Genomic DNA, 23,540 nt, shown 5'->3' with positions numbered 1-23,540 from the left:
CGAAGTGTTCGCACAGTCGCTGTGCGACGAGCCGGAGGAGAGGGTGGTGCCGCCATGGCTGAACAACAGGCTGAGCCGCACGAAGCGGTGACCGAGAAGAAGCGGCCGGCCGCCTGGCTGACGGTGCTGATCGGCTTCCTGGTCCTGGCGCTGGGGCTGTTCCTCGGCGGCATCGCCACCTACTTCTTCGCCAAATCGCCGTTCAGCGTGACCACCGAACAACGCAACCAGGCGGTCGTCAAGGCCATCACGCGCGAGGAACAGGTCGTGCTGATGGCACTCGGCATTCAGGGCATCTCCGAGAAGTCCGCGAACAGTAAGTTCTTCGGACTCGACATCCCCGGCACCGACCGGGCGTCGTTCCTGATGTACGAGTTCCACGCCAAACTCGGGCTCGACGGCAAGAGCGTGCAGATCCGCCCCGGGGACGCCGACGAGATCGTCGTATCGCTGCCGAGGTTCATCTTCATCGGATACGACAACTACAAGTTCCGCCTGGTGGCCGAGAACAACGGTGCCCTGAGCTGGGTCACTCCCGAGAATGATCCGGTCGAGATGATCAACAGCGTCCTCACCGACGAGACCAAGGCGCAGTACATCGAAGCCAATCGAGAACAGCTCGACGAGCAGGCGCGGGCCTTCTACACCGGCATCATCTCAAGCGTCGATCCCGAGCTCACCGTGCGGTACGAGTACCTGATCTAGCGCGCTGGGGCCGGGAACACTGGTTACCAACGCTGTGCTCCTCTCTGAGTCAGGCTGTTGTGCCTTCGAAGCACACGCCCGCCCCGTTGATCGCCGCGCTGCTGATGGTGGTGCTTGGGGCCGGCTGTTCCACTCCGGCCGCCACCCGCCCCAACGAAATTGGGCAGCCATATGGTTGCATGTCAATGCTCGATGATGGCGTCGAACTGGACCCTTGCTTGGGTTCCCGCACCTGCATCGTGGTGGAGCCGCCACCTCATCCTCGCCCGCACCGGGCCACCCGGGCGGATCCAGGTGCACTCAGCGCGATCAGCCGCAAAGGGTGTAGCCGAGACTTACCCCGTAAGTTAACGTCGATCACGCTTGTTCCGTGAACCGCACGGGGTGCCTATCGCAAACCCACTAGGAGCTTCGTCATGAACCAGACTCCCTCGCAGTACGACGGCCGGCCGGCGTCGGACGCCGAACTCACCTTCGATCCGAGCGATGCGAGTGACCCGACCCGGCTGGGCCAAGGCGCCCGCCAGTGGTCTTCTACCCAATCGCCGACCGGCGACACCTCGAGCGACTACCTGGATGCAGACCGCTCTGGTGCGGCAACCTCCACGACGGACACCGCGAAACAGGAGGCCGGCAAGGTCGCCGACACCGGCGTCCAGGCCGCGAAGGACGTTGCCGGCACCGTCAAGGACGAGGCGTCCAACGTCGTCGCCGAGGCGACCCAGCAGGCCAAGAGCCTTTTCGCCACGGCTCGTGACGAACTCAGTTCGCAGGGCGGCGCCCAGCAGCAGCGCCTCGCCGCCGGCCTGCACTCGCTGTCCAAGGAGCTGGGCGGCATGGCGTCGTCGTCGGAGCAGTCCGGTCCGCTGACCGATCTCGCCAAGCAGGCGGCAGCCAAGGGTGGCGAACTCGCCCACTGGTTGGAGACGCACGAGCCGGCCGATCTGCTCCGCGAGGTGCAGGCGTACGCCCGCCGGCGTCCGGTCGCCTTCCTGGCCCTGTGCGGACTCGCCGGCGTGGTCGCCGGACGGGTCGCCCGCGGCGCGACCGCCGCCAACAGTGGTGCCGGCGGCCCCACCACCGGCGGCAGTGCAGCTACCGGCAGCGGCAATGCCCTCGTCGGCGGCGGAACCGTCGCCGGCAGCGGGACCGTCACCGGCAGCTCCGACGCCGACAGCTTCGAGGCCGGCAGCGCCGGCGCCCCGTCCACCGCCCCCTTCGACCTCGACTACGACGGCGCGTCGAACCGTCTCGGAGAGCCGCGATGAGCCACCCGGTCAATCCGTCGCCGACGACCACCGGGCTCGAGCGTGACACGCCGCGTCGTGCATCCGCACTCGAGGCCGAGGACGGTCGCAGCATCGGCGACCTGTTGTCGGACGTCAGCGGCAACCTCTCCACGCTGATGCGGCAGGAGATCGCGTTGGCCAAGGCCGAGGCGCGGCAGAGCGGAACCCGTGCCGGCAAGGGCGTGGGCATGTTCGTCGGCGCCGCCGTCGGCGGGCTGTTGTTCCTGGTGTTCCTGTCCGTCAGCGCCTGGTGGGGGCTCGGCCGCTTCATCGGAAACGAGTGGTCGGGCCTGATCGTCGCCGGGGTCTGGGCGGTCGTCGCCGCTGCGCTCGCGATGGCCGGCAAGAAGGAGTTCGAACGCATTCGCGGCCTGCAGCAGACCACCGAAACCCTGAGCAAGATTCCCAACGCAGTACGAGGTCACGAGGAGGAAAACCGATGACCGAAAGCAACGATCCGGATCAGATTCGCGCCGACATCGAGCGCACTCGCGCCGAGTTGAGCCACAACGTCGACACGCTCGGCGACACCGTCAACCCGAGGAACATCGCGAGCCGCCAGGTCGACAAGGTCAAGGACAAGGCTCGCACGGTCCGCGACGCGATCATGGGGTCACCCGACGATCCGTACGACCACGGACGGGCCGGCGACCTGCAGGACGGCGCCAGGGCGGTCGGCGACGCGGTGTCGAGTGCGCCGTCACTCGCGAAGCAGAAGACCCGGGGCAACCCCTTGGCGGCCGGACTGATCGCCTTCGGCGCCGGCCTGCTGGTGTCGTCACTGATTCCGGCGAGCAGACACGAGCAGCGCGCCGTCAGCACCCTGCAGGACAACCTGGAACCACTGAAGCAGCAGGTCACCGACATCGCGCACGAGGTCGCGGACAACCTCCGCGAGCCGGCGCAGCAGGCGGCCGAGTCGATCAAGACGGTCGCCGCCGACGGTGCCGAGAACGTTCAGGCGCAGGCCAAGTCGGCGACCGACGAGGTCTCGCAGCAGGCGCAGCAGTCCAAGGATGCGGTCCAGGACGCCCAGTCCAGCTGAACCGCGCCGGAGGGGGTCGGCCGCGCCGGCGTCCGACCCCACCCGCCCCTCCCCAACACCCAGAGCCTTCCTGAAAGCACGGTGCATCTATGGCCGAACGCACGGCGAAGTCCCCAGCGACCGCCCACCCCGAGCGGCACTCGGAGCAGTCAGCCCCGCAGGACTCAGCCGAGCGGGCGGACGACGCAGGGCGGATCGATGAGTCCGGACCGGACGCTGCCGCAGTGCCGGGCGGCGACGCCGAGAAGCCCACGGAGATCCCGGCCAAGGGCTGGTTGGAGATCGTCAAGCGCGGCTGGGCCGAGTCGAAGGTCGACCAGGTGCCGCTGATGGGCGCAGGGGTGGCGTTCTTCGCCTTCCTTGCACTGTTCCCCGGCATCATCGCCCTGGTCACCCTGTATGGCCTGTTCGCCGACCCGGCGGTGATCACCCAGCAGGTCAATGCGTTGACGGCCATGCCCGCCGAGGTGCGCCAACTGATCGTCGACCAGATCAACACGATGAACCGGACCGCGCTGGGCTGGAGTGCCGTGCTGTCCATCGCAATCGCCCTGTTCAGCGCGTCCGGCGGCGTCAACAATCTGATGACGGCGGTCAACATCGCCTACGACGAGCAGGACCGGCGCAATGCCGTCGTCAAGCGGCTGATCGCCCTGGGGCTGACCCTGGGCGCGATCGTCTTCATCGTGCTGATGCTCGGTCTGGTCGGGGTGGTGCCGCCGCTGATCACCGCTGCGTTCGGCGACAGTCCGGTGGTGCGGGCGCTGCTCGAGGTTGCCCGCTGGGTGTTGCTGGTGGTGTTGGTGTCGGCAGCGCTGGCGGTGCTGTACCGCGTCGCGCCCGACCGGGACGCACCGAAGATGCGCTGGGTGTCGGTGGGTGCCGCGGTGGCGACGCTGCTCTGGCTGCTCGCCTCGGTCGGGTTTTCTTTGTACGTATCGCTGTTCGGCAACTACGCCAAGACCTACGGAGTGTTCGCCGGCATCGTGGTGCTGTTGATGTGGCTGTGGATCACCTCCTACGCGGTGCTGCTGGGCGCCGAGATCAACTCCGAGGCCGAGCAGCAGACCGCGCAGGACACCACGAAGGGACCTTCGATGCCGATGGGCGAGCGGGACGCCGTGAAGGCCGATTCCGGACCCGGCGAGCGCGAAGCGCCTGAGGGGCGTTCGCCGTTCGAGTCGGCAGGCACTGCCGACGATGAGGCCGCCAGCAAGAGATGACGCGTTGGCCCGCAGTGGCGGCGTCCCATCTTTCAGCGTGCAAGGCTGTAGGGCATGAATCCTTCCCAAGGCGCTGCACGACCGCGTCGTGGCTCTGGCTCAGGACGGGGGCTGAGCCGCGAGCTCGTGGTTGACGCCGCACTGCGATCCATCGACCTGCACGGGACCCAGGGGTTGAGCATGCGCCGGCTGGCGCAGGACCTCGGCGTCGAGGCGATGTCGCTGTACCGCTACGTCACCGGTCGCGAAGACATTCTGGAGGCGGTGGTGGCGCGGCTGCTCGGCGGCGTCACGGCGGCACTCGACGATCACCTGATCAATACCTGGCAGGGCTATCTGCAGAGCCTGGCGCACACCGTCCGAGCTCTCGCGCTGGCGCATCCGCGAGCATTTCCGCTTGTCGCGACGAGGCATCCCGCGGCACCGTGGCTGCGTCCGCCGCTGCGTAGCATCGAAGTGGTCGAACACTTCCTGAGCGCGCTGAGCGGATTCGGCCTGAGCGACGACCATGTGGTCGCCGTCTACCGGTCGTTCAGCAGCTTTCTGCTCGGTAACCTGTTGCTCGAGGCGGCGCTGCTCGGTGCAGAAACGTCACCGGCCGAGGAACCGCTGGACGAGGGTGACGCCGAGGTCGGCAACGCCGACGCCGAAGTGGAACTGTCGCCAGACAGCCACGTGCTTCGGCTGCGCGACAAGCTGAGCGAGAACCACGGCGAGGAGGAGTTCGAGATCTCGCTGGAGACGCTGCTCGATCGGATCGAGCTGCAGATTGCGCAGTAGGCGGCCGCTCACGAGACGGGCCCGTGCTCGTGCGGTGACGCCATGACGCGCACCCGTTGGGCGAGGTATTGCGGTTGCGGCAACACCTGCCAGCACCGCGACGCCGTGTGTGAGGTCAGCCCAGGCTGGCCCACCGTGCGTCCGGCGTCCGCAGCGCCCTGGCGGCCAGCAGGCACAGCCCGGCCACCTGCAGCGCGCCACCGGCCACCGCGAACCACTCGTTGCCGACCACCAGGTCGACCACGTGCCCGACCGGCCAGCCCAGGATCAGCGCGCCGGCCCACCAGGGCAGGTCTCGGCTCAGGATGACGGCCACACTTCGTTACTGACGGCCTGCACAGCGCCGTCGAGCAGGCCAAGGCCGCGGCCGCCGGCAAGGCGGTCGCCGTGCACGGTGCCGACACCATTCAGCACTGCTCAACGCCGGCCTGCTGGACGAGCTCGCGATCGACGTCGCAGCGGTGCTGCTGGGCTCCGGCGTCCGGCTCTTGGACCATGTGGACGGTGCACCGGTCGTGCTCGGCGACCCCACGGTGACCGCCGGGGTCGGGGTCACCCATCTGCGCTAGCCGGTGCGGCCGGAACAGTCGGGCCGTCGCCCCGGCGCAGCTCGACCGCGGCCCGGCCGTGGGTGGCGCCACTCCCTGGTGGGCTCCCACTTTCAGATGGACGGGGCAGTCAGTTGAGGCTGCGTGCGATCGCGAGCAGGTCGCGCACCGGTCCGGCCGGCGGATGTGCGCCCCCCACCCACACCGCGGTGAAGTCGCGCCGCAGCTCGAGTCCGGTGGTGGCGACCTGCGCCAGGCGTCCGGACTCGACTTCGACCCGGGCCGCGCGGTCGCTGACGAAGGCGGGCGGGCCGCCCGCCCGGACGGCGGCCAGCACCGCGGCGGTGGCGGTGAGCTCCACCTCCGAGGCGGGGGCGCCCACGCCGGCGGCGCGGAAGGCGTCCTCGACGACCTGGCGCGTTCCGGAGCCCTTCTCGCGGCTGGTCAGTCGGCGTCCGGTCAACTGCTGCGGGGTGAGCGGACGCCTCCGCCGGGCCCACGGGTCGTCCGGTTCGGCCACCAGCACCAGGGTGTCGTGTCCCACGACGCGCGCGGACAGCCCGGCCAGATCGGCCGGTCCCTCGATGAAGCCGACGTCGGCCTCGCCGCGGCGCACGGCGTCCACCACGGTGGCGGTGTTGGTGGCGTGCAGGCTGGCCACGGTGTCGCGGCCACGCCGCAGCCGGACCAGCCAGCGCGGCAGCAGGTACTCCGCGGTGGTCATGGACGCGTAGACGTGCAACTCACGCGAGCGTTCTTCGCGCAGGGTGTGCAGCGCCGTCTCGACCTCGTCCGCCTGCTGCAGCAGCAGCCTGCTCCACTCCACCAGCAACCGACCGGCCGACGTCAGCGTGGAGCCGGTGCTGGACCGTTGCACCAGCACCAACCCGACCTGGTGCTCGATGGCCCGCAACCGTTCGGACGCCGACTGCTGCGAGATGCCCGCCTCTCTGCCTGCCGCGCCGATGCTGCCCAGCCGGGCAACGTTGGTGAGCAGCCGCAGGGAGCCGAGATCGGGCAGCAGGTCCATCGGCTCAGCATAGGGGTCCGACACAGGCTATGCCTGTGGGCTGACAGTCACTCGTCGGCTACCGCGTTCTCTGCTGCTCACCCAGGCTGGAGTCATGCCCACGACCACCGCCCCATCCACGTCATGCGCCACGCCTGCCGGCGGCTTTCTCGCCGCTCTGGAGGGGGCGCCGGCTCTTGGGTTCATCGGGCCGAACTGGTTCGCCTCCGTGATGGGCACCGGCATCGTCGCCGTCGCGCTCGAGACGTTGCCGTTTCCGCTGCCGTTCCGCGATGAGCTGGCCGGGCTGGCCTGGTTGCTGGCGGTCGCGTTGTTGGTGATGGTCAGTGCGGCCACGCTGGGTCATCACTGGCGTCATCCGCAGGTGGCGCGCGGGCACCTGGACAATCCGATGCTGGCGCACTTCTACGGCGCGCCGGCGATGGCGCTGCTGACCGTCGGTGCCGGTGCGCTGCTCGTCGGGCAGCGGCTGATCGGGACGGCGCCGGCCCTGGCGCTCGACGCGGTGCTGTGGAGCGCGGGCACGGCGCTGGGTCTGGTCACGTCCGTGCTGGTGCCGTACCGGACCTTCACCAGCCATGAACCTGTCGACGACGCCGCCTTCGGGGGCTGGCTGATGCCGGTCGTGCCGCCGATGGTCAGCGCAGCCACGGGGGCGCTGCTGGTGCCGTACCTGCCAACCACCGAGGCGCGGCAGACGATGCTGCTGGCGTGCTATGCGATGGCGGGGCTGGCCCTGATGGCCAGCTTCGTGATGATCACCCTGATCTGGGGTCGGCTGAGCCGGCACGGCATCGGAGCCGCGGCAGCGGTGCCGACGCTGTGGATCGTGCTCGGTCCGCTCGGCCAGTCGGTCACCGCGGCACACCACCTCGGCGTGCTCGCGCCCGGGGTGATGCCCGCCCCGTTCGGTGAGGCCTTCCACGCGCTCGCGCTGCTGTACGGCGTCGGGGTGTTCGGGTTCGCCCTGCTGTGGTTGGCGATCGCCACGATGGTGACGGTGCGGACCGCGCGGGCGGAACGCGGTCTGCCGTTCAGCCTGACCTGGTGGTCGTTCACGTTCCCGGTCGGCACCATGGTGACCGGGGCGTCCGGGCTGGCGGAGGTGACGGGACTGGCGGCGTTGAAGGTCATCGCCGGACTGCTGTTCGTGCTGCTGGTCGTCGCCTGGGCGACCGTGCTGGTCAGGACGGTGCGCGGCGTGTACGCCGGCCACCTGCTGGTCGCGCCATCGGCACCGGCATCGGCGGGCGCCCGCGCTGCGAGCCCGGTCTCGCACCGGACGCCGCGAGCAATCGCCATGCCGGTCGAGTGACCGGCAGGGCGATCGACGAGCAGGCGCCCACGCTGGCATAACCCCTTGTCACTGGGTCAGTTCACGCATGATCCGGTGGTAGATACTGCGTCCGACCAGATCCCAGACGAACGTGGCCGGGCCGGGTAACTCGTCCTCGAACGCGGCGCGCTCGTCGGCCGGCATCAGGTCGAGGATGAGGCCGATCATCCTCAGCTTCTGCCGCGAGGCGGCGCCGGTCTTGGCGGCCTGGCCGATCTGCTCCCACTCGCCCGCGGTGATGACCTGCTGGATGACGGGCATGATCGTGGCCTCCTCGGCCTCGAGGTGCACGGTCAGCACGGCGTCGATCTCGGCGAACCTGGCCGCCAGCGGTTCGGCGGTGGCCGGGAACGGTTCGCGCCGCCAGGCTCAGTTGGTGGTGCGGGTCTCGGACGACGGGAACGGGCTGCCAGACCTGTTGCCCGAGGGTGGCGGGGCTCACCTCGATGCGCGGCCGGGCCGAAGAGCTGGGTGGACGGCTGGAGGTGTCGTCCATTCCCGGCGGCGGCACGGTTGTGACCGCGACGCTGCCGCTGGCGATGGGGGAGGATGAGCCATGAGTCTCAGGGTGCTGGTCGTCGACGACCACCCGCTGTACCGCGAGGGGCTGGTGGCCGCCATCGCCACCATGGCCGATGTCGAGGTGGTCGGCACGGCCGGCGAGGGCAGCGAGGCGGTGCGAGGCGTCCAGGCTGGTCCCCGACGTGGTGGTGATGGACCTGCACATGCCGGGCATGAACGGCATCGAGGCCACCCGGCGGATCGTCGCCGAACAGCCCCAGACCGGCGTGCTCGTACTCACCATGCTGGACGGCGGCGACTCGGTGTTCGCCGCCATGCGAGCCGGGGCACGCGTATATCTGCTCAAGGGAGCCGATCGCAACGAGATCCGGCAGGCGCTGGACACGATCTCGCGGGGGAGTGGTGTTCAGTCCGGGCATCGCCACCAGGGTGCTGGGCTTCTTCGCCGGCGGCGGCCAGGCGTCCGTGACCCCGTTCCCCGACCTAGTCGAGCGGGAACGCGAGATTCTCGACCTGGTCGCCCGAGGGCTGACCAACACCTAAATAGCCGGACGGCTGCTGCTCTCACCGAAGACCGTCCGGAACCATGTCAGCAATGTTTCACCAAGCTGCAGGTGGCGAGCCGCGCCGAGGCGGTCGCCCAAGCGAGGGACGCCGGGCTGGGCGGGACCCGCCGCTGAGGTTTACATGCCCTCAGTGTCATCGTGGACCTTGCTCGGTGATCGGTCCTGGGGCCAAGTCGCGAGCGGGTCGCCCGCCGCACGGTACAGTTGGCGGGCGTCGGGGGCCTATAGCTCAATTGGCAGAGCAGCGGACTTTTAATCCGCGGGTTCTGGGTTCGATTCCCAGTGGGCCCACCAGCAGTTTCAGGCTAGTGACTAGGCCAAACACCATAATCGTTCTGACGCACTGGTGGGCATAAATAGGCAGAGATACACTGTCTTATCGCACGTGGATCGCACGCGTGCGACAGGAAATGAGGGTCCCTGATGGCTGAACGGCGCGACTTCGGGCACATCCGCAGGCTGCCTTCGGGCAGGTACCAGGCTAGCTACATCGGTCCGGACCTGGGCAGGCACAAGGCCCCGTCGACGTTCGAGAAGCGGGACCTGGCCGTGGTCTGGCTGCGCAACGAGCAGCGCATGATCGAGGACGCGATCGCCGACGAGGTGCGCTGGGTCTCGCCGGAGGAGCGGCTCGCCGCATCCCGTCGAAAGGCCAAACCCAAGGTTAGGTTCGGGGAGTACGGCGAGAAGTGGATCGCCGAGCGTCGCAACTCCAAGGGTGAGCCGCTCCGGGCGCTGACCCGCAAGGACTATGAGTTGGTGCTCGCCAAGTACCTGGCGCCGACGTTCGGTGATCGTCCGATCGACCAGATCACGCGCGCGGACGTCCGGACCTGGCACACCAAGCTCGGATCTACGGCGCCGCGCACCAGAGCGAAGGCGTACGGACTGCTGCGAGCCATCATGAACACCGCCGTGGACGATGAGCTGATAGCCGCTTCGCCGGTTCACATCCGGGGTGCCGGCGCGCAAGCCACGAAGCGAAAGGTCGAGCCCGCGACGCCGGCCGAGATCGAGATGATGGCCGACGCGATGCCGCCGAGGTTGCGCGCGTCGGTGATCATCTCGGCCTGGTGCGCGCTTCGCTACGGCGAGCTGGCCGAGCTGCGCCGCAAGGACATCGACGTCAAGCGCAAGCTGATCCGTGTTCGACGGGCAGTGACCTTTCCGCCGGGCGGCCCGGTGGTAGGCCCACCCAAGTCGGACGCCGGCGTCCGGGACGTGTCCATCCCTCCGCACATCTGGCCGGTTGTGGAGGAGCACCTGAAGGAGTACGTCCGTCCAGCCCCGGACGCGCTGCTGTTCCCCAGCGAGGGACGCGGCCACATCTGGCACTCCGGGATGAACAACTACTTCAGCAAAGCCCGCGCCGCCGCCGGACGCGAAGACCTCAAATGGCACGACCTTCGCCACACAGGAGCCACCCTGGCTGCCCAAGTGGGAGCGACCACAGCGGAGCTGCAAGCGAGGCTGGGGCACTCGACGTCGGTTGCTGCGCAGCTCTACCAGCACGCCGCCAAGGATCGAGACCGACAAATCGCCGAGCGACTGTCTCGCCTCGTCGACGGCACCTGACGGCTACGACATGTTCGGTAGGGACGTTGCGCTGCCGGGGAGTCAACGACCGGATCTGCCGAGTTGAGCGCGTCTAGTCAGTCGGCTACCCCGCTTCCGGCCGTGCGGCGAGGGGCCGCCCCCCATCTCCCGGCTGCGCTCTTCCCGGCTTACTCTTCGGGTTGTTCAGCAGTCTCGGCCACGACGGAGTCGCTTTGCTTGGTGGGCTCGTCCCATGCGGCGGAGGTCCGCGGCACTCACACGACACTGACTGCCGGCCAAATGGGCGAGTCTTGTCGGAGCCTCCCATTACCGTGATCCGTAGATGAGGAGCTCGCAGATGAAGAGACGGCCGCCTGACCCGACATTGCAGGTGGTCGGTAGCCGTGTCGCCCGCAGCATCGCGAGGGCGAACAACTACCTGGGTCGCGCAGTAGCAGAGGCAGGGGGGCCCTCCAGCGTGGTTCCGATGCTGCTCGATCGCATTGAACAACGATCGCGTCAGCTTGAGAAGATCCTGAAGGGTTTTGACGCCTTCGACACTCTGGCCTTCCTCCGATTCGCTTCCGAGCTGAACAACCAGTTCGGGATCGCTGACACTGGCGCCCCGCCCGAATCAGACGTTGTCGCACAGGAAGTCGTCGCCTACGTCCTCCTAGGGATGGGGCTTCCGCGTCGTCCGCTGACCGGCGAGCCATTCGCGCAACCAGACGTCGGCGCACTTCTTCGGTTGGGCGGGCAGATCGCCGAAGACGCCAGCAATCTCGCAGCCTTTGAACGCGCGCTGTCGGCCCGCGCTCTTGACAGGCTGGCCGGCAAGTTGGCCGGGTATGAGGCCCGGGTTCGGGGGCGCCAGTACGAGTCGATCGCCGCAGACATGAACGACGGTTTGCTCCTGCGCGGGGCGACCGCCGCGATCCTGCGCGAAGTACTGGGCTTCACTCTCGGTGAGATTCGATCCATCCGGACGGCCGCCGTCGACCTGCTCAACACACGCCTCTTCGGAACCCGTGACCGTGTGGGGGATCTCGCTCAACGCTACGCGCAAGGGGCGCCGCTCACCCCGTCGGAGAATGACGAGTTCAGGCAGGGGATCGTCACGATGCTCTCCGAGTGCAGGCGCTTCGGGTGCGTAACGGTGAATGACCTCGCGACCAACGCGGGCCTCCCGGTGGACACCACCCGCAACGTACTGGACTACTTCGCCACGACCAGACCCGAATCAAATGTGAAGGAGATGATCGACCGGTACCTGCGCGGTGATCGAATCCGGCCATGGGGGTGCATCTCCGACGACGACGAGTACCTGCTTCTCCAGGGTTTCTTGGATGAGCCGGAACTGCGCCGCGATCTTGAGCGGTCTCTCACCGGATCCCCGAAGTGGACAACATATGACCGCCAGCGTGCGACGTTCGCCGAGACCCGCACAATCAGAGCGATAACCAAGCTGCTGCACGGAGAGAAGCCACGCTGGGAGCAGCAGAAATACTGGGCGCCAATCGACCCGAAGGACATCGATTCACTGGCGGGGTCCTTCGATCCAGCTGGCGCGGTCGGGAAGATCGTCGAGTCCGATGCGCTGTTCGTCGTGGACGGCGCCGCATTCTGCATCGAGGTGAAGGCTGGCAGCATCACAGATAGGGCCCGCGCGGGGAGCATGCAGCGTCTCGACCGTGACCTAGCCAAGACTTTGCAGGAGGCGAATGAACAGGCGGATCGCCTGGCAGCTTTGATCCGCTCCAACCATGGTGTGTGGGGCGGTGACGGACGATGGATCGACTTGTCGGAGGTGCGTGAGGTCCATTCGATTGTCGTGACCTTGGACGACCTCGGCTTGCTGTCGCTCTCATTGGATGAACTGGTCGTGCATGGCGTGATCAACTCCGAAGCAGTGCCCTGGGTTGTGTCGCTGCATGACCTCATCGTGGCGTCGCAGGTGTTCGACCACGCCGCGCAGTTCCTCACCTTCGTGAGACGAAGGTGCGGGCGGAAGCTGGCCACCATGGTGACGGGTGTCGACGAGCTCGACATGATCATGTGGTTCCTAGACGGCGGGATGTACTTCGAACCCGACCCGGACGACGTCGCAGAGCAACAACCAGTCGCCAAGTCGGCGACCCGAGCGTCGCGGCAGCGATACAACGAACAGCCGAGGGTCATCCTCGGGACCATGACGGACCCGCTAGACGCGTGGTTCGACTGGAACGAGGGCAGGTCGGATACCGTTGCACCGAAGCCGTCACGGGAAGAAGCGCCTTGGATCAATCAGTACCTAGCAGCGAGCGAGTCAAGGAAGGCTCCCGGTTGGCTGAGGTTCGGCGCGGACCTGGTGACATTGAGTGAAGAGGCTCAACTGAGGATGGGCGCTAGCTTGCTTGACCGCTGTCGCGAGGCGGGGCGAAGTAAGTCTGAGCACAGCATGTTCGTGCATGGCGTCAGCGAAGCTGGTTCGTGGGCGCTTGTCGCGTGGGCCGAATGCGCCAACGCTGAGCACGCAGCTGCCTATACCGACCTGAAGAAGTACCAGACGAAGGCGAGCCGAAGCATGCTGCTGCTGTACGACAAGGCGGCGAACCTTCAAGGCATGCGATACGACGATCGCCTCTGGGAACAGAGCGACGCGATGGACGCCGCCGTTGCGGCTGCACCGCTGATGAGTCTGGAGGACATGGTCCGTCCTGTTCCTCCGAGTGCGAGACGTGGAACCAAGCGGCTTAGGGGTCGTCACGGCGGTCGGCGATAAGTGGCTCCAAGCAGAAGATGGACGGGCCAGACTGGCGCGCTTGCTGCCGCAACTCATCTTCGGTGAGTGCCGTGCATTTCAGCGGATCCCCCAGGCGTGGCGCGTCGACATCAGTTGGCTGCGCTCATGCCGTGCACCGTCCACGAGGCTGAAGGCAACTCGCCAAGTTCGCCCTCGCGCTGTCGGCACCGGTCTGGTAGCAATCATGCATGGCCCGGGAGGAATACCAGACTGACGCTCGTGGCGAGCGCGCGCTGGAGTTCGAGCGGCAAGTTGGAGAAGCGCTCCCGTCGCTGCTGCCAATCAGTGGAATCTCCTCTCGCGCCACATCTGAGCGACTTGAGGTGGATTACGTCCTCACCCTAGAAGATGGCCGCTCGGCCCTCGTTGAGGTCAAGGCTGTGACGCCCTCCACAATGCCGCGTCTCGTCCGTGCGGTGGAGCAGCTGAAGACGGTCGGCACGCGTCACGAGGAAGCTCGAAGGAGCCCACGGCTCCCCTGCTCGTCTTGGTGATCCCGGGCGTTCTGGCGGACAAGAACAGTCGGCTAGTCGAGGACAGTGGCATACGTCTCATCGACGGGCAAGCATTGCGTGCAGCCGCACCCTACATACCTTGGCCGGAGATCGTCGCAGGTAGCGCCGAGAAGAGGAGGGCTCGGCCGCCTCTCGAGTCGCTGGCCGCGCGGCTGCGCAGGGTACCTCCCGGCTGGTCAACTTGGCACGAGTGGCAAATCCTTGTGTCGGACGCATTGCAGGCAACTCTTTGTCCTCCTCTCGCGTTGCCCTACACCGAGTCGCCCACCCGTGACGGGGTGAACCGGCGCGACATCATCATTCCTAACTACGCTTCCGACGGCTTCTGGGCCCATATGCTTCTCTTCTACTCAGCTCACTACATCGTGGTCGACGCGAAGAACTACGTGGGCGCCGTAAAGAAGCGGGAGGTGCTTCAGCTCGGCAACTACCTGAGCCAACACGGCGCCGGGCTCTTCGGTATGATCGCGTGCCGTACCGCGCTCGACGCCGGCGCTGAGATCACCCGACGCGAGCTCTGGGCCTTCCACCGGAAGATGATCGTTGTGCTTAATGACGATGACCTAATCCAGATGCTCGTAGCTCACGCGGGCGGATCCGACCCTGGCGACGTAATCCGTCAGAAGATCGAAGACTTCCGCCTGGGGTTCTAGCAGCCACCTCGCCAGGTTGGATCGGCGTGCCCGCTGCTAGAGTGCCACGCCTCTGGCGCGGTGAGTGGCGGACGCTTCATGGTTATTGGATGGCGGAACCGCGCGAGTGAACTCGCGCTCTCGTCGGCCCGCTACTGATGCTCGACCTCGAGCACACAATCCCCATTCCGTCGATCTGGTTGCGAGCCAAGTCATGTCATCTCTTCTGACGGCGCGCCGCGATGCCTGCCGTAGTAACGCTGCCTGCAGCCACGAGCACCTCGTCGTCTACTCCCAGCTACCTCGTGGGCGTCCACTTTGTCTGCCAGCCGTGGCCTCTAGCGCAGACGTAGTGGGATTCCTGCACCCCGCCACGACGCACAGGGGCCACGCTCGCGGCCAGGCGCGAGCAAACCGGGCAGAGCGCCCGGTGCTCGGGGCGCTCGCATTCACGGGGGTATCGCTTGCGGGAGTGACATGGCTTCCTCCAGACAGGTCGCGTCGATCAGGTACCTAGATGCTCCATCCGGGCTCCTACATGTCCAACAGCTCTATCCACAGGGGCTGTGGAGAACGGGCAGGACTTCTAGCGAGGGGCGCTCTGGCGCGCTGAAGCTCTGGCGAAACCGAACCCATGACGAATCAACCGCTTGGCCGCACATGATCTGCCATGTCCAACTGGAGGGCCCTTGACTAGCACTAACCTCAGGAGTGCTCAGCAGACGCCTGCGACCTCGGAGAAAGATGCCTTCGCGCAACCTGAATCGTGCCGGAGATGTATGTCACGAAAACGGCCCGTGGTGGTCAATCAGCTTTTGCCTTGGCGCAGGCCCTTTGGTAAGGGCGATGCCAGCGAGTTGAATGCAGGCTGAGGCGTTACGGCCACAGGTCAGGCAAGGGCGAGCCGGACGGGCGGAACCGAGGACCCCAGCTGCACACCGAGGGCGAGTCGGGCAGACGTGGCGCGGTCAGGGTCGGTACGTTCTTGTGCATGACTTCACAGGCTCTGCCCCCGGTCGCCGGCATAGCTCAGCGCTTGAGCGATTCCGACTACGACCACAAGCTCGGTCTCGCCGTCCTAGCCCGAGCCGAGCAGAAGAGTTGGGCCCTCGCGGTCCTGGTTGTCCAGACCGGCGAGGTGCTCGCTTCCGACGGGTGGTTCATCGAGGAAGAGCCGTTCCCTCCGGAGTTCACCAAGTCGGTTGTCGACGGCTATGACTGGGAAGACTGGGATGACATGCCCAGTAAGCGAATTATGCGTGCGAACGGCTATTGGCTGAGCGTGATGGCCGACATCCTGCAGCCCGAGTACTCACTGGACGAGTGCGCTGCCACAGCCGTGGAGTCGCACTTCGACGACGAGCCCCAGCCCCTTGGCGATTCCATCCCCGTCGCCTACTACCCGCTGCGCCTCGGCAACGTGGTCACCTCACTTGAGGAAAAGCGCTCGCGCGGGCTGGCGCTTCTCAGCTTCAGCACTCGCCCGGACCCGCTGGTTGCGGTATTGGACAAGCTGCGCGCACTCTAGGCCGGTTCGGGCGCTCGGGGATGGCTCAACCGGCAGCACAACGGCCGTGCTCGATCGGCAAGCTCAGCGATCTCTTGCCCGAGCCGGCGACTCGACCCGGGCAAGATCGTCTGCGCTGCAACACTCCCCTAAGGGTCGCCCCACCCGGCGTCGGAGATACGTCCGCACATGCCCCCGGCCGCGTCTCGTAAGGCCGCTGTTCGGGTCTGTCTTGACCGGGTCGACACTCTGGAGCTCTAGATCATCGCTTAGGAGTCTGATCGTTCGTTCGCGGGCTGAAGAATCACGATCCCGTCACTATGTGTCGTACCGTCCACGGTTCGAGGTTCGAGCACCATTGGCGGCTGGCTGGCTCTTGCCGCTCGTTCGCCGGCCCTCTTCAGCTCCTTAGTCAGATCCGTGATTGATGTCCGGACAAGGTGCAGTGACCCATCCGGCGCATCCCGACCCTCCCGCCAATCCGAGAGGTTCACCTCGAATACGAGTGGGGTGATTGGCCCGTGGGGGCCGTCGGCGGTAACAGTGATCTTGTGCACATGGGGAGAGTCATCACCGAGAACGTCGAAGCCCCTGCCCGCCGACCACTCAATCCGCCTGCCTGGCGCGAGCGACCGGATCCCTTCAGCCAGCCTCCGCTGTGCAGCCTCGACGGCGCCCGGGAACTGCGCCTCAGGTTGAAGCGGCGGATCGATGATGACCTGCACGTTCTGCGCCATCGTTGGGCCGGAGTTGGCGACCACGATCTGCAGAAGCGTGCCCTGTTTCATGTCTGGCTGGATGTCAGCCCATACATACGGTTGGGCTTGCGCTTGCGCGAGTTCGCGCTGTAGCTGAGTCTGAGCTCATGCGGCATTGGCCGCGCGAGCCGTGAAAGGCACGGCAATCAGGGCGCCCGCGGCGGCAGCCACCGCGCTCACGGCTGCAACGATCGAAGCCAACAGAGTCGGATCCATGGCACAAGCGTCTCAGGCGGGTCGGACAATGCGATCCAACGGGGACGTCTCGGGCGGCCGAGCTGCGCTTCGGCCGCAGAACAAAGGCGCGCATCTGCCGCTGTCAGCTAGTGCCATTTCGCGAGGAGCTCGGCCGCTCGCTGGTAGGTCGTGGTGCCGCTCGCAAGCGCGATGACTAGGTCGTAGGCGTCGTCGTCGGGGGCTTCGAGGGTGATGCCGTTGAGGCCGTAGAACACGACAGTGGCCAACCAGCCGATCCGCTTGTTTCCGTCGACCAGGGCCTGGTTACGGACCAGCGATTCCAACAGGACTGCCGCCTTGTCGTCCATCCCGGGGTAGGCATCCTCACCGAACACGCTGACCTGGGGCCGGTGCACTGCCGAGTCGAGCAGGCCGATGTCCCGGATCGGCCCCACTCGCAGGTCCTCGATGAGACTCAGGACGTCTTCCAGGGAGAGGTACTCAATCACTGGCCGAGTCGGTCGAGCAGGTTGGCGTAGCGATCCCTAGCCGCGGTCGACAACTCGGTGAGCTTGTCGCGGCGCAGCCGGCGGGATGCCGCCTCGTGGATTGCCCGCACGGTCGCCTCCTGCTTGCTCACACCCTCGGCCTCAGCCAACTGGGTGAGCGCCTGCTCATCTTCGGGAGTCAGCCGCAGAGTCATCGCCATGGCTGGATGATACCAGTCTGATATCGCACGATCATATCGCGATCGATGTGGGCGGGCTTTGTTGTCTGGACGTGGCTGACTGATCGGAGCCGCAACCGCGCCGAGCCCGGTTCGTTTCTGTGGGGTTATCGTGCAGGTCATGATTAGCTGCACGGTGGACGATGTGACCGTTCGGCTCAAGGCACCACATGATCTGTCGTTCTTGGCCCGCTGGGGCACGGCGTTCTGGGTGCTTGACGATCAAGACTCGGGCAACCTGTGCTTCGGTGTGACCGGTGCTCAGGGCCGGCTCTTCGTTAAGTACGCGGGTGCGGAGCCTGTGCGTTACGAAGGAGTACCCGCGGACGCGATCAGTCGAGCGCGCGAAGCGGTCCGGGTGTACCAGACGCTGGATCACCCCACGCTCGTACGCATTCGCGAAGCCGTTGAGCTCGATCATGGATTCGCCATGATCTTCGACTGGACGGATTCGGTGCCACTGGGCCGCCAGTACGGTCAGTCGCACCGAGTGCGGGAACTGTCGCTGCAGCAGCGCATCGACGCCGTGGCTCAGATTTATGACTTTGCCGGCCACGCCGCCGCGCTCGGCTGGGTGGCAGTCGACCTTTACGACGGATCGGTGCTTGTGGATCTGGTCACCGGCGCAGTTACTCTGTGTGACCTTGACTCCTACGAGCCTGCGCCGATCATCAACCGGATGGGCCGAATGTGGGGCTCCACCCGGTTCATGGCCCCCGAGGAGTTCGAGTTGGGGGCCACCATCGACCAGATCACCAACCAGGTCGCCTTGGGCGCTTTGGCACACACCTTTCTCGGCGACGACGCCACCAAGGACCGGGATGCCTGGGTCGGTGACGAGGAGCTGTTCGCGATCGCGGGACGCGCGCTCGAAGCCGATCGGAATCGGCGCTGGCCATCGGTGGCGGCCCTGGCCGACGCATGGCGCCGCGCGTCAGCCTGACAAAGGGGGGCCGACTACGAACCGGCAATGCCCTCGCAGTCAACACTGACATGCTGTGATCGGTGCGCTGTGCAGCCGCCATTGGTTCTCCATCAGGCTGTTGGGCGTTGCAGGCGGGAGATCTGCGCGCCTGACCAATTCAGCCTGTTTCCGAGCGGGACCGCTGTACGTGGCGGTGTCTTCTTCTAGTCGGGATGGCTCAAGACGAGCCCGAGTTCCCACGAGCTGGTGCATGATGCGGGGCTTGGCCAATACGCTGCGACTATGGGAGACCCCTCGGAGTACGAGCTAGCGGCATGGGACGCCATCCAGCGATTTCAGGGCCGGCCACTGTCTCAGGGGATGAGGTGGGTTGGCGAAAAGGCAGCCGATGGAGCGGCCGCATTCGGCGTGGGAACCGCGGATTTCCTGGAGAAGCACCCTAAGGCCGAGTTGGTCGTTTCGCGTGGTAAGGAGCTTGTCGGCAAGGGCGTCCGGGTTGTCGAGTCCGGGTTTCACAGGGCGGCTGACGCCCTCCCTGACTGGAGCGGCGCCGCTTTCACGTCTGTCCGAAAGACAGTGGGACGGGTCTCGCGTGCGGGTCTCTCTCCCAATCGGATCGTCGCCCGTCACAAGAAACACGACCACCCGGTTGCATCGTTGGCAGACCTTCGCCGCCTCGATCTTGAGCAAATCGACGAGGTGCGCGGGCACGGAGCGAGTTGGTACTACCCCGCCCTCGCGGCACTTTCGGGCGCGGGCGCAGGATTGGTGATCTCTGGAGGCGAGTTCGTCGTCACCGCCTCCGCCGGCGTGGGAGTTGCGCCTTCTGGAGGCGCAATCGTCGGTGCTTTCGCCGGCGACGCCGCGATCGTTCTTGGACTGTCGTCCCGCGTCGTCGGCCAAGTGGCCCTGGACTACGGCTACGAGCCCGAGCAGCCAGCAGAGAAGCTGTTTGTGATGTCCATCGTTAACGCAGGCTCGGCGATGTCCTCCGCCGCGAAAACCGCTGCAATGGCCGACATTTCGCGGCTCACTCAAGCCCTCGTCCGTGGCAAGACCTGGGCTGTCCTAAACGAGTCAGTAGTCGCTAAGGTATCGCATCAGGCCGCAAAGGCGTTCGGGTTCCGCCTCACGCAGAAAGGCCTGGGCAAGGCAATTCCGGCGTTCGGGATAGTGGTTGGCGGCACCCTGAACTGGACCACTTTGGAATCCATCGTCGATGCCGCCGACATTGCGTACAGGCGACGCTTCCTCCTTGAGAAGTACCCCCAACTTGCTACTCGGGAGTCGTCGGATCGGTTCTCCGATATCAGACCAGATGCCCCAGACGACGCCGACCAACCGTTCAGCGTCCTCGAGGAGCTCGCAGACGCGGGCGGGCCCGACTTTCGCTGAACTCGGAAAGCCCAACCGGTCAGATTCCCGTGACCGGAATCGGCGCTCCAGTCGAGGAGCCAGGTATGGCAGCTTCGAACATCAACAATGAAGCGATTGGAAACATCAGGGCTGGTGAGCTCGCCAAATTGGCAGCCATGGCGGTGCGAGTGGGCTTCTAAGGAGGGCATCCCTCAATACACCCACTGTCAACCGCACGGCATGATGCCGCCTCGCAACAACATCACCGCACCCACAGGCTGAGCCTCGCCCAACGCACGCTTCTGCCGCGCCGCGGACGGTAGCCTCACGGCTGCCCGGCCGCGACCTCATCTGCCGCGGTGTGTGAGGGTAGCCTTCCGGCTGCCGGTCACCCGAGCACAACCGCCCTCATTTGCCGCACCTGGATCCGCTCTTCGAAGTGCCGTGGAGTCGTCGAGGGCGACCTCTCGACCCAAGGTGCTTGCCTGGTCCACGCACAATGGACAGGTGCCACAAACGTCGTCTGTCTCGCCGATTCGCGCGCGACGCCACGACGTGGTCATAGTTTTGTTGGCGGGAACGATCATTGGCGCAGCTTTCTACCTGACCACGGTGGCGCCGATTTGGCGCGCCAGCGAGCCGCCGCATTACTTCATCCTCGTGATGTCGGTTCCCGCCAGCTTCCTTTTCGGCTGCCTAGTGACGGCGGCATCCCTGGATGTCCTGGGCGCGAGAGGTCGTGAATGGTGGTCGATACTCGCCGCGGCCGGTTGGTTCCCACTGGCCAACGCGTCCTTCTGGATATGGGTCACCTGGATCAACCAACGAGGGCCTGAAAACGCGCCGGACTGCTGCTACGACTACCAAGCGGGCGAGCCGTGGCCCGGAGTGCTGTTGATCCTCTTGTGCGCGGTGATGCAGATGTGTTGGTGGTTAGCATTCCGAAGGACCAAGTCCCACTGGTTGCTTCGAGTTCTGGCTATTACACTGGCCATCATCCCACTGGCCACGTTTGTATGGTTGCGGTTGCATCCCGAACTCCTGGGCTGAACCGCTTGGCTCAGGCTCGGCGGGCATCCGCTCATGCCGCCGTCTGCGCGCTCCGCATGGTTCTAGCGATTCAGGCGGGGAAACCACCGCGCTAGTCGATGATCTCCACGTCGGAGTCATGCGTGAACTTGGCCACCGTGGTCTCGGGACTAATGATCTCCGAGGTTCGCAGCCTCAATGCGGACTTCGAAAGGAGGTTGACCACCGGGCGTTTGCTTGTCTGAAGGAAGTGTTTGGGAAGGTCGCCCACGACGAAGAGTTGCCGCCGACGACCTGTCGAGTCCATCGCGAGGCCGACGAGGTCGGCGACGAGGCCGCGTTGGCGGAGACTGTCGGCGCCCTTCCACTGGGCGACTTTGAACTCGGCGACTCGCAGGTTCGTTTCGAGATCGAAGATCCGTTGCGGATCGTTGCCTGCCGCGAGAGAGGGTCGCTTGAGGAGCTGCTCGCCCTCCTCCAGCAGCAGCGGGAGGGTCTGGGTGATTACCGCGGCATGGATCAAAGAGTCGAGGACACCGACGCGTTCGCGGACGATCAGAGCGGAGTCAATGACCGTGTAATCGAAGTCAGTGTTGTGCGCGACATGAGTGGCCATTACCTGGTCCGCGCCGGCCAAGGCGGCCTCGAGGTTGCTGACCGCTCGGGTCAGGGCTGACGCTGGAGGAAGGTGTCGAGGGTTGCGAACGCCTCGGCGGCCTCGGACGGTGTGATGGCCGGTCGTAGTTGCGGCCGCGGCGGGGTTGGGGTGGGGAATGCAGCATCTGGCCCGGGGATCTCGCTGGTGTGGAATCCCAGCCGTGCCAACAGCCGCACGGCCGTGTGGGAGATGTACTCCGACCGCCTGATCCCGGTCGCCGCCTCGAACGCCTGCTTGGCCGGCCAGCGGCGTCCGTCGATCTCGACCCAATGTGTGCGAACAGGGTCCGGAACCGACATCAGGATTCGAGAGCGAGCGACATCCGGGTCTACGTCGAAGGTCTCGCCGTTGAGCTGGAATCGCATGACCGCACATTATGCCCGCCACTCTGCCACCCGGGTGCCGCGCAGCATGCCCCCCCGGGTCTACTTCCCGAGAAGTGGTGCGTGAGCACCTACCGCCTCTCGCTGAAGGCACCAAGACCATCCGATTATGCCGTCCGCGCGGTCGACAAGTAGCCGAGATGCGGGTAGCGCTGGTTCAGGGTAGCCGCCCACACGGGCAACCTACCCAACCGACTGTCCAATGGCTTGGACCCTCCGCCTGACATCCGAGAGAAGGCAAGAGCCAGCGATCCCCCTGCAATCGGACGGGTCGGTGCGTAGCCTCTGGGACATGTCGACCGCCGTATGCGCGATCTGCCGAAGCGCAGCCACTCGCACCCGCGAGCACGTGTGGTCGAATTGGTTCCTGCAGCGGATGGACCGGCATGGAGCCCCGCCACTCGGATGGTCACTCAACGGCGTGCCGCTCCTGACACGCGACCGCACCCAGATCAAGGGGAGCCAGCGACAGCGGGTGATGCTCGGGATCTGTTACGCCTGCAACCAAAGCATGAACATGACGATCGAAGAGCCCGCAAAGCCGGTCGTCGGGCCACTCGCGCTCAACGGGTGGCGAGGGGAGTGCACCCGAGAGGACTGGCGAGCGGTCGGGCTGTGGTGGGCCAAGGTTCTCCTCCTCGTTGGCCATCCCGACTCGACATTGGAGAACCCTCGCCTGCAGAAGCTCGTCCGGTGGCATTTCGAATCCGCGCCCGATGTGCGGTGGCTGACCGACGGCAACGGCATTCCCGACCACGTGTCGGTATTCATTCACCGGGCCGACTTCAAGAAGGCCGGGACTCGACACGAACTCGTCGTCCCTGCGCACGTATTCATGGACGATGGCACGATCGCCGACTGTCACGTACTGTCGCTTGCCACCCCGGGGATGGCCGTTACCGCGGTCTCTTCTCCCGGAGTCACGATCGAACACCCACTTGTGGCCTCGGGGCACGCCTGGGAACTCCTCCACACGCCGCCGGCCGGTGGCGCTTTGCAGCGACTCAGGCCGCTGCCCCGAGACGTGGTCAGATTCGTGCGCGGAGGTGGTGTCCCTGAAGGTCACATCGTCGATGGCAGCGAGATGGCGCGGTTGACCGCGCTATTTGGGTACGAAGCCTCGTCAGCAACGGAATCGACCGCACAACCGCAATGACGCTGCGCGTCGAACTAAAGCCAGCGCACGTTCTGGGTCAAAACAGTAAGCCGCCGAAGGCCGGCGACGGTCTCCACTCCATGGTCCAAGGTGAGGGTGACTTCCTCGGCGTCGGGCCCCTCCATCTCTCCCCGTAGCCAAATCTCAACCGGGAAGACCGAGTCGGCGCTGAGTTCATGCACCGTGAGGACCGGGAGCTTCTCAACGATGTGGTGCGCTCGACCTCCCGCGTCCTCAACAACGACCTCGACCCAGCCCGGGAAGTCATCACTCGTCCAGCGCAGCGCCGTCGCCCGGAGAAGTCCGTCTGTCACGAGAGTCAGACTATTGCGGTGCCGCTCACTCGCGCGCTCAT

Annotated in this window: 27 protein-coding genes, 1 tRNA gene and 1 pseudogene; 19 read left to right on the top strand and 10 right to left on the bottom strand. The window is 65.9% G+C overall.

The window, feature by feature from the left end; genetic code table 11:
* Positions 1–54 precede the first annotated feature (54 nt).
* The 6 genes from OIE40_RS11450 to OIE40_RS11425 all read left to right on the top strand — a co-directional run bounded on the left by OIE40_RS11450 (position 55) and on the right by OIE40_RS11425 (position 5,042).
* On the top strand, positions 55–705 hold the full coding sequence (locus tag OIE40_RS11450) for a hypothetical protein (protein ID WP_264702392.1): 651 nt from the start codon (positions 55–57) through the stop codon (positions 703–705).
* Between the two features lie 416 nt (positions 706–1,121).
* Positions 1,122–1,973: a hypothetical protein gene (locus tag OIE40_RS11445; RefSeq protein ID WP_264702390.1), complete on the top strand. Its 852-nt coding sequence runs from the start codon at positions 1,122–1,124 to the stop codon at positions 1,971–1,973.
* Positions 1,970–2,437 carry a phage holin family protein gene (locus tag OIE40_RS11440; protein ID WP_264702389.1) on the top strand — a complete coding sequence of 156 codons (468 nt, stop codon included), beginning with the start codon at positions 1,970–1,972 and terminating at the stop codon, positions 2,435–2,437. Before OIE40_RS11445 ends, OIE40_RS11440 begins: the two co-directional genes overlap by 4 nt.
* Positions 2,434–3,039, top strand: a complete 606-nt coding sequence (locus tag OIE40_RS11435; RefSeq protein ID WP_264702386.1) for a DUF3618 domain-containing protein — start codon at positions 2,434–2,436, stop codon at positions 3,037–3,039. Before OIE40_RS11440 ends, OIE40_RS11435 begins: the two co-directional genes overlap by 4 nt.
* A gap of 89 nt (positions 3,040–3,128) precedes the next feature.
* Positions 3,129–4,262, top strand: a complete 1,134-nt coding sequence (locus tag OIE40_RS11430; protein WP_264702384.1) for a YihY/virulence factor BrkB family protein — start codon at positions 3,129–3,131, stop codon at positions 4,260–4,262.
* 126 nt (positions 4,263–4,388) lie between these two features.
* Positions 4,389–5,042 carry a TetR/AcrR family transcriptional regulator gene (locus tag OIE40_RS11425; RefSeq protein ID WP_264702382.1) on the top strand — a complete coding sequence of 218 codons (654 nt, stop codon included), beginning with the start codon at positions 4,389–4,391 and terminating at the stop codon, positions 5,040–5,042.
* A 115-nt stretch (positions 5,043–5,157) separates the two neighbouring features.
* On the opposite strand, the gene OIE40_RS11420 is transcribed toward OIE40_RS11425, so the two are convergent.
* From OIE40_RS11420 to OIE40_RS11410, 3 genes are all read right to left on the bottom strand, one after another.
* Entirely contained in the window at positions 5,158–5,358 is a 201-nt protein-coding gene (locus tag OIE40_RS11420; RefSeq protein WP_264702380.1) for a hypothetical protein, read from the bottom strand.
* A gap of 91 nt (positions 5,359–5,449) precedes the next feature.
* A complete protein-coding gene (locus OIE40_RS11415; protein WP_264702378.1) occupies positions 5,450–5,602 on the bottom strand; it encodes a hypothetical protein in 153 nt (50 codons plus the stop codon).
* A gap of 118 nt (positions 5,603–5,720) precedes the next feature.
* The gene (locus OIE40_RS11410) at positions 5,721–6,620 is read right to left on the bottom strand and encodes a LysR substrate-binding domain-containing protein (protein WP_264702377.1); all 900 of its coding nucleotides are present in this window, start codon (positions 6,618–6,620) and stop codon (positions 5,721–5,723) included.
* Between the two features lie 94 nt (positions 6,621–6,714).
* Here OIE40_RS11410 and OIE40_RS11405 point away from each other — a divergent pair, with 94 nt between their 5' ends.
* Entirely contained in the window at positions 6,715–7,935 is a 1,221-nt protein-coding gene (locus OIE40_RS11405; protein WP_264702375.1) for a TDT family transporter, read from the top strand.
* A gap of 48 nt (positions 7,936–7,983) precedes the next feature.
* Here the strand turns inward: OIE40_RS11405 and OIE40_RS11400 are convergent, their stop codons facing one another.
* Positions 7,984–8,256, bottom strand: coding sequence for a hypothetical protein (locus OIE40_RS11400; RefSeq protein ID WP_264702374.1), 273 nt, complete (start codon positions 8,254–8,256; stop codon positions 7,984–7,986).
* Positions 8,257–8,384: 128 nt separating this feature from the next.
* On the opposite strand from OIE40_RS11400, the gene OIE40_RS11395 reads away from it, so the two are divergent.
* The 8 genes and pseudogenes from OIE40_RS11395 (at position 8,385) to OIE40_RS11365 (ending at position 16,037) form a co-directional block, all read left to right on the top strand.
* Positions 8,385–8,516: a hypothetical protein gene (locus tag OIE40_RS11395; protein ID WP_264702372.1), complete on the top strand. Its 132-nt coding sequence runs from the start codon at positions 8,385–8,387 to the stop codon at positions 8,514–8,516.
* Between the two features lie 75 nt (positions 8,517–8,591).
* Positions 8,592–8,798, top strand: a pseudogene (locus tag OIE40_RS16945) (response regulator); the annotation flags it as partial.
* A gap of 79 nt (positions 8,799–8,877) precedes the next feature.
* Positions 8,878–9,021 carry a hypothetical protein gene (locus OIE40_RS16940; RefSeq protein WP_319805233.1) on the top strand — a complete coding sequence of 48 codons (144 nt, stop codon included), beginning with the start codon at positions 8,878–8,880 and terminating at the stop codon, positions 9,019–9,021.
* Between the two features lie 241 nt (positions 9,022–9,262).
* Positions 9,263–9,338: transfer RNA gene (locus tag OIE40_RS11385), tRNA-Lys, on the top strand.
* A gap of 129 nt (positions 9,339–9,467) precedes the next feature.
* Positions 9,468–10,619, top strand: a complete 1,152-nt coding sequence (locus OIE40_RS11380) for a tyrosine-type recombinase/integrase (RefSeq protein ID WP_483403793.1) — start codon at positions 9,468–9,470, stop codon at positions 10,617–10,619.
* Positions 10,620–11,067: 448 nt separating this feature from the next.
* Positions 11,068–13,341, top strand: a complete 2,274-nt coding sequence (locus OIE40_RS11375; RefSeq protein WP_264702369.1) for a hypothetical protein — start codon at positions 11,068–11,070, stop codon at positions 13,339–13,341.
* Positions 13,342–14,122: 781 nt separating this feature from the next.
* Complete coding sequence (locus OIE40_RS11370) at positions 14,123–14,530, top strand: hypothetical protein (RefSeq protein WP_264702368.1); 408 nt, start codon at positions 14,123–14,125, stop codon at positions 14,528–14,530.
* Positions 14,531–15,500: 970 nt separating this feature from the next.
* A complete protein-coding gene (locus OIE40_RS11365; protein WP_264702367.1) occupies positions 15,501–16,037 on the top strand; it encodes a hypothetical protein in 537 nt (178 codons plus the stop codon).
* 248 nt (positions 16,038–16,285) lie between these two features.
* Here OIE40_RS11365 and OIE40_RS11360 read toward each other — a convergent pair whose 3' ends face one another.
* The 3 genes from OIE40_RS11360 to OIE40_RS11350 form a co-directional block, all read right to left on the bottom strand.
* Positions 16,286–16,804 (bottom strand): hypothetical protein, encoded by a 519-nt coding sequence (locus OIE40_RS11360; protein WP_264702365.1) that lies wholly within the window; start codon positions 16,802–16,804, stop codon positions 16,286–16,288.
* A gap of 293 nt (positions 16,805–17,097) precedes the next feature.
* Positions 17,098–17,460 (bottom strand): type II toxin-antitoxin system death-on-curing family toxin, encoded by a 363-nt coding sequence (locus OIE40_RS11355; RefSeq protein WP_264702364.1) that lies wholly within the window; start codon positions 17,458–17,460, stop codon positions 17,098–17,100.
* The gene (locus OIE40_RS11350; protein ID WP_264702363.1) at positions 17,457–17,660 is read right to left on the bottom strand and encodes a type II toxin -antitoxin system TacA 1-like antitoxin; all 204 of its coding nucleotides are present in this window, start codon (positions 17,658–17,660) and stop codon (positions 17,457–17,459) included. The genes OIE40_RS11355 and OIE40_RS11350 overlap by 4 nt, the downstream gene beginning before the upstream one ends.
* A 154-nt stretch (positions 17,661–17,814) precedes the next feature.
* On the opposite strand from OIE40_RS11350, the gene OIE40_RS11345 reads away from it, so the two are divergent.
* From OIE40_RS11345 to OIE40_RS11335, 3 genes are all read left to right on the top strand, one after another.
* The gene (locus OIE40_RS11345; protein WP_264702362.1) at positions 17,815–18,621 is read left to right on the top strand and encodes a serine/threonine-protein kinase; all 807 of its coding nucleotides are present in this window, start codon (positions 17,815–17,817) and stop codon (positions 18,619–18,621) included.
* Positions 18,622–18,885: 264 nt separating this feature from the next.
* Complete coding sequence (locus tag OIE40_RS11340; protein ID WP_264702361.1) at positions 18,886–19,998, top strand: EcsC family protein; 1,113 nt, start codon at positions 18,886–18,888, stop codon at positions 19,996–19,998.
* Between the two features lie 468 nt (positions 19,999–20,466).
* Complete coding sequence (locus tag OIE40_RS11335) at positions 20,467–21,009, top strand: hypothetical protein (RefSeq protein ID WP_264702360.1); 543 nt, start codon at positions 20,467–20,469, stop codon at positions 21,007–21,009.
* 91 nt (positions 21,010–21,100) lie between these two features.
* On the opposite strand, the gene OIE40_RS11330 is transcribed toward OIE40_RS11335, so the two are convergent.
* Both OIE40_RS11330 and OIE40_RS11325 read right to left on the bottom strand, forming a co-directional pair.
* On the bottom strand, positions 21,101–21,604 hold the full coding sequence (locus tag OIE40_RS11330) for a hypothetical protein (protein WP_264701724.1): 504 nt from the start codon (positions 21,602–21,604) through the stop codon (positions 21,101–21,103).
* A 50-nt stretch (positions 21,605–21,654) separates the two neighbouring features.
* Positions 21,655–22,011 carry a hypothetical protein gene (locus OIE40_RS11325; protein WP_264701725.1) on the bottom strand — a complete coding sequence of 119 codons (357 nt, stop codon included), beginning with the start codon at positions 22,009–22,011 and terminating at the stop codon, positions 21,655–21,657.
* A gap of 310 nt (positions 22,012–22,321) precedes the next feature.
* Between OIE40_RS11325 and OIE40_RS11320 the strand changes: the two genes are divergently transcribed.
* Positions 22,322–23,185 carry a hypothetical protein gene (locus OIE40_RS11320; protein ID WP_264701726.1) on the top strand — a complete coding sequence of 288 codons (864 nt, stop codon included), beginning with the start codon at positions 22,322–22,324 and terminating at the stop codon, positions 23,183–23,185.
* A 14-nt stretch (positions 23,186–23,199) separates the two neighbouring features.
* On the opposite strand, the gene OIE40_RS11315 is transcribed toward OIE40_RS11320, so the two are convergent.
* A complete protein-coding gene (locus tag OIE40_RS11315) occupies positions 23,200–23,499 on the bottom strand; it encodes a hypothetical protein (protein WP_264701727.1) in 300 nt (99 codons plus the stop codon).
* Between the last annotated feature and the right edge of the window lie 41 nt (positions 23,500–23,540).

It is taken from the genome of Micropruina sonneratiae (assembly GCF_025972045.1).
Lineage (GTDB): Bacteria > Actinomycetota > Actinomycetes > Propionibacteriales > Propionibacteriaceae > Micropruina > Micropruina sonneratiae.
Note: the sequence above shows the minus strand (reverse complement) of the source record. Positions and strands in the feature narration are given on the sequence as shown.

Bases quoted from the DNA above. Each gene is read 5' to 3' on its own strand.
- OIE40_RS11450 (WP_264702392.1), top strand. From the start codon at position 55: ATGGCTGAACAACAGGCTGAGCCGCACGAAGCGGTGACCGAGAAGAAG.
- OIE40_RS11445 (WP_264702390.1), top strand. From the start codon at position 1,122: ATGAACCAGACTCCCTCGCAGTACGACGGCCGGCCGGCGTCGGACGCC.
- OIE40_RS11440 (WP_264702389.1), top strand. From the start codon at position 1,970: ATGAGCCACCCGGTCAATCCGTCGCCGACGACCACCGGGCTCGAGCGT.
- OIE40_RS11435 (WP_264702386.1), top strand. From the start codon at position 2,434: ATGACCGAAAGCAACGATCCGGATCAGATTCGCGCCGACATCGAGCGC.
- OIE40_RS11430 (WP_264702384.1), top strand. From the start codon at position 3,129: ATGGCCGAACGCACGGCGAAGTCCCCAGCGACCGCCCACCCCGAGCGG.
- OIE40_RS11415 (WP_264702378.1), bottom strand. From the start codon at position 5,602: ATGGGTGACCCCGACCCCGGCGGTCACCGTGGGGTCGCCGAGCACGAC.
- OIE40_RS11410 (WP_264702377.1), bottom strand. From the start codon at position 6,620: ATGGACCTGCTGCCCGATCTCGGCTCCCTGCGGCTGCTCACCAACGTT.
- OIE40_RS11405 (WP_264702375.1), top strand. From the start codon at position 6,715: ATGCCCACGACCACCGCCCCATCCACGTCATGCGCCACGCCTGCCGGC.
- OIE40_RS11380 (WP_483403793.1), top strand. From the start codon at position 9,468: ATGGCTGAACGGCGCGACTTCGGGCACATCCGCAGGCTGCCTTCGGGC.
- OIE40_RS11375 (WP_264702369.1), top strand. From the start codon at position 11,068: ATGCTGCTCGATCGCATTGAACAACGATCGCGTCAGCTTGAGAAGATC.
- OIE40_RS11365 (WP_264702367.1), top strand. From the start codon at position 15,501: ATGACTTCACAGGCTCTGCCCCCGGTCGCCGGCATAGCTCAGCGCTTG.
- OIE40_RS11360 (WP_264702365.1), bottom strand. From the start codon at position 16,804: ATGAAACAGGGCACGCTTCTGCAGATCGTGGTCGCCAACTCCGGCCCA.
- OIE40_RS11350 (WP_264702363.1), bottom strand. From the start codon at position 17,660: ATGGCGATGACTCTGCGGCTGACTCCCGAAGATGAGCAGGCGCTCACC.
- OIE40_RS11340 (WP_264702361.1), top strand. From the start codon at position 18,886: ATGGGAGACCCCTCGGAGTACGAGCTAGCGGCATGGGACGCCATCCAG.
- OIE40_RS11330 (WP_264701724.1), bottom strand. From the start codon at position 21,604: ATGGCCACTCATGTCGCGCACAACACTGACTTCGATTACACGGTCATT.
- OIE40_RS11325 (WP_264701725.1), bottom strand. From the start codon at position 22,011: ATGCGATTCCAGCTCAACGGCGAGACCTTCGACGTAGACCCGGATGTC.
- OIE40_RS11320 (WP_264701726.1), top strand. From the start codon at position 22,322: ATGTCGACCGCCGTATGCGCGATCTGCCGAAGCGCAGCCACTCGCACC.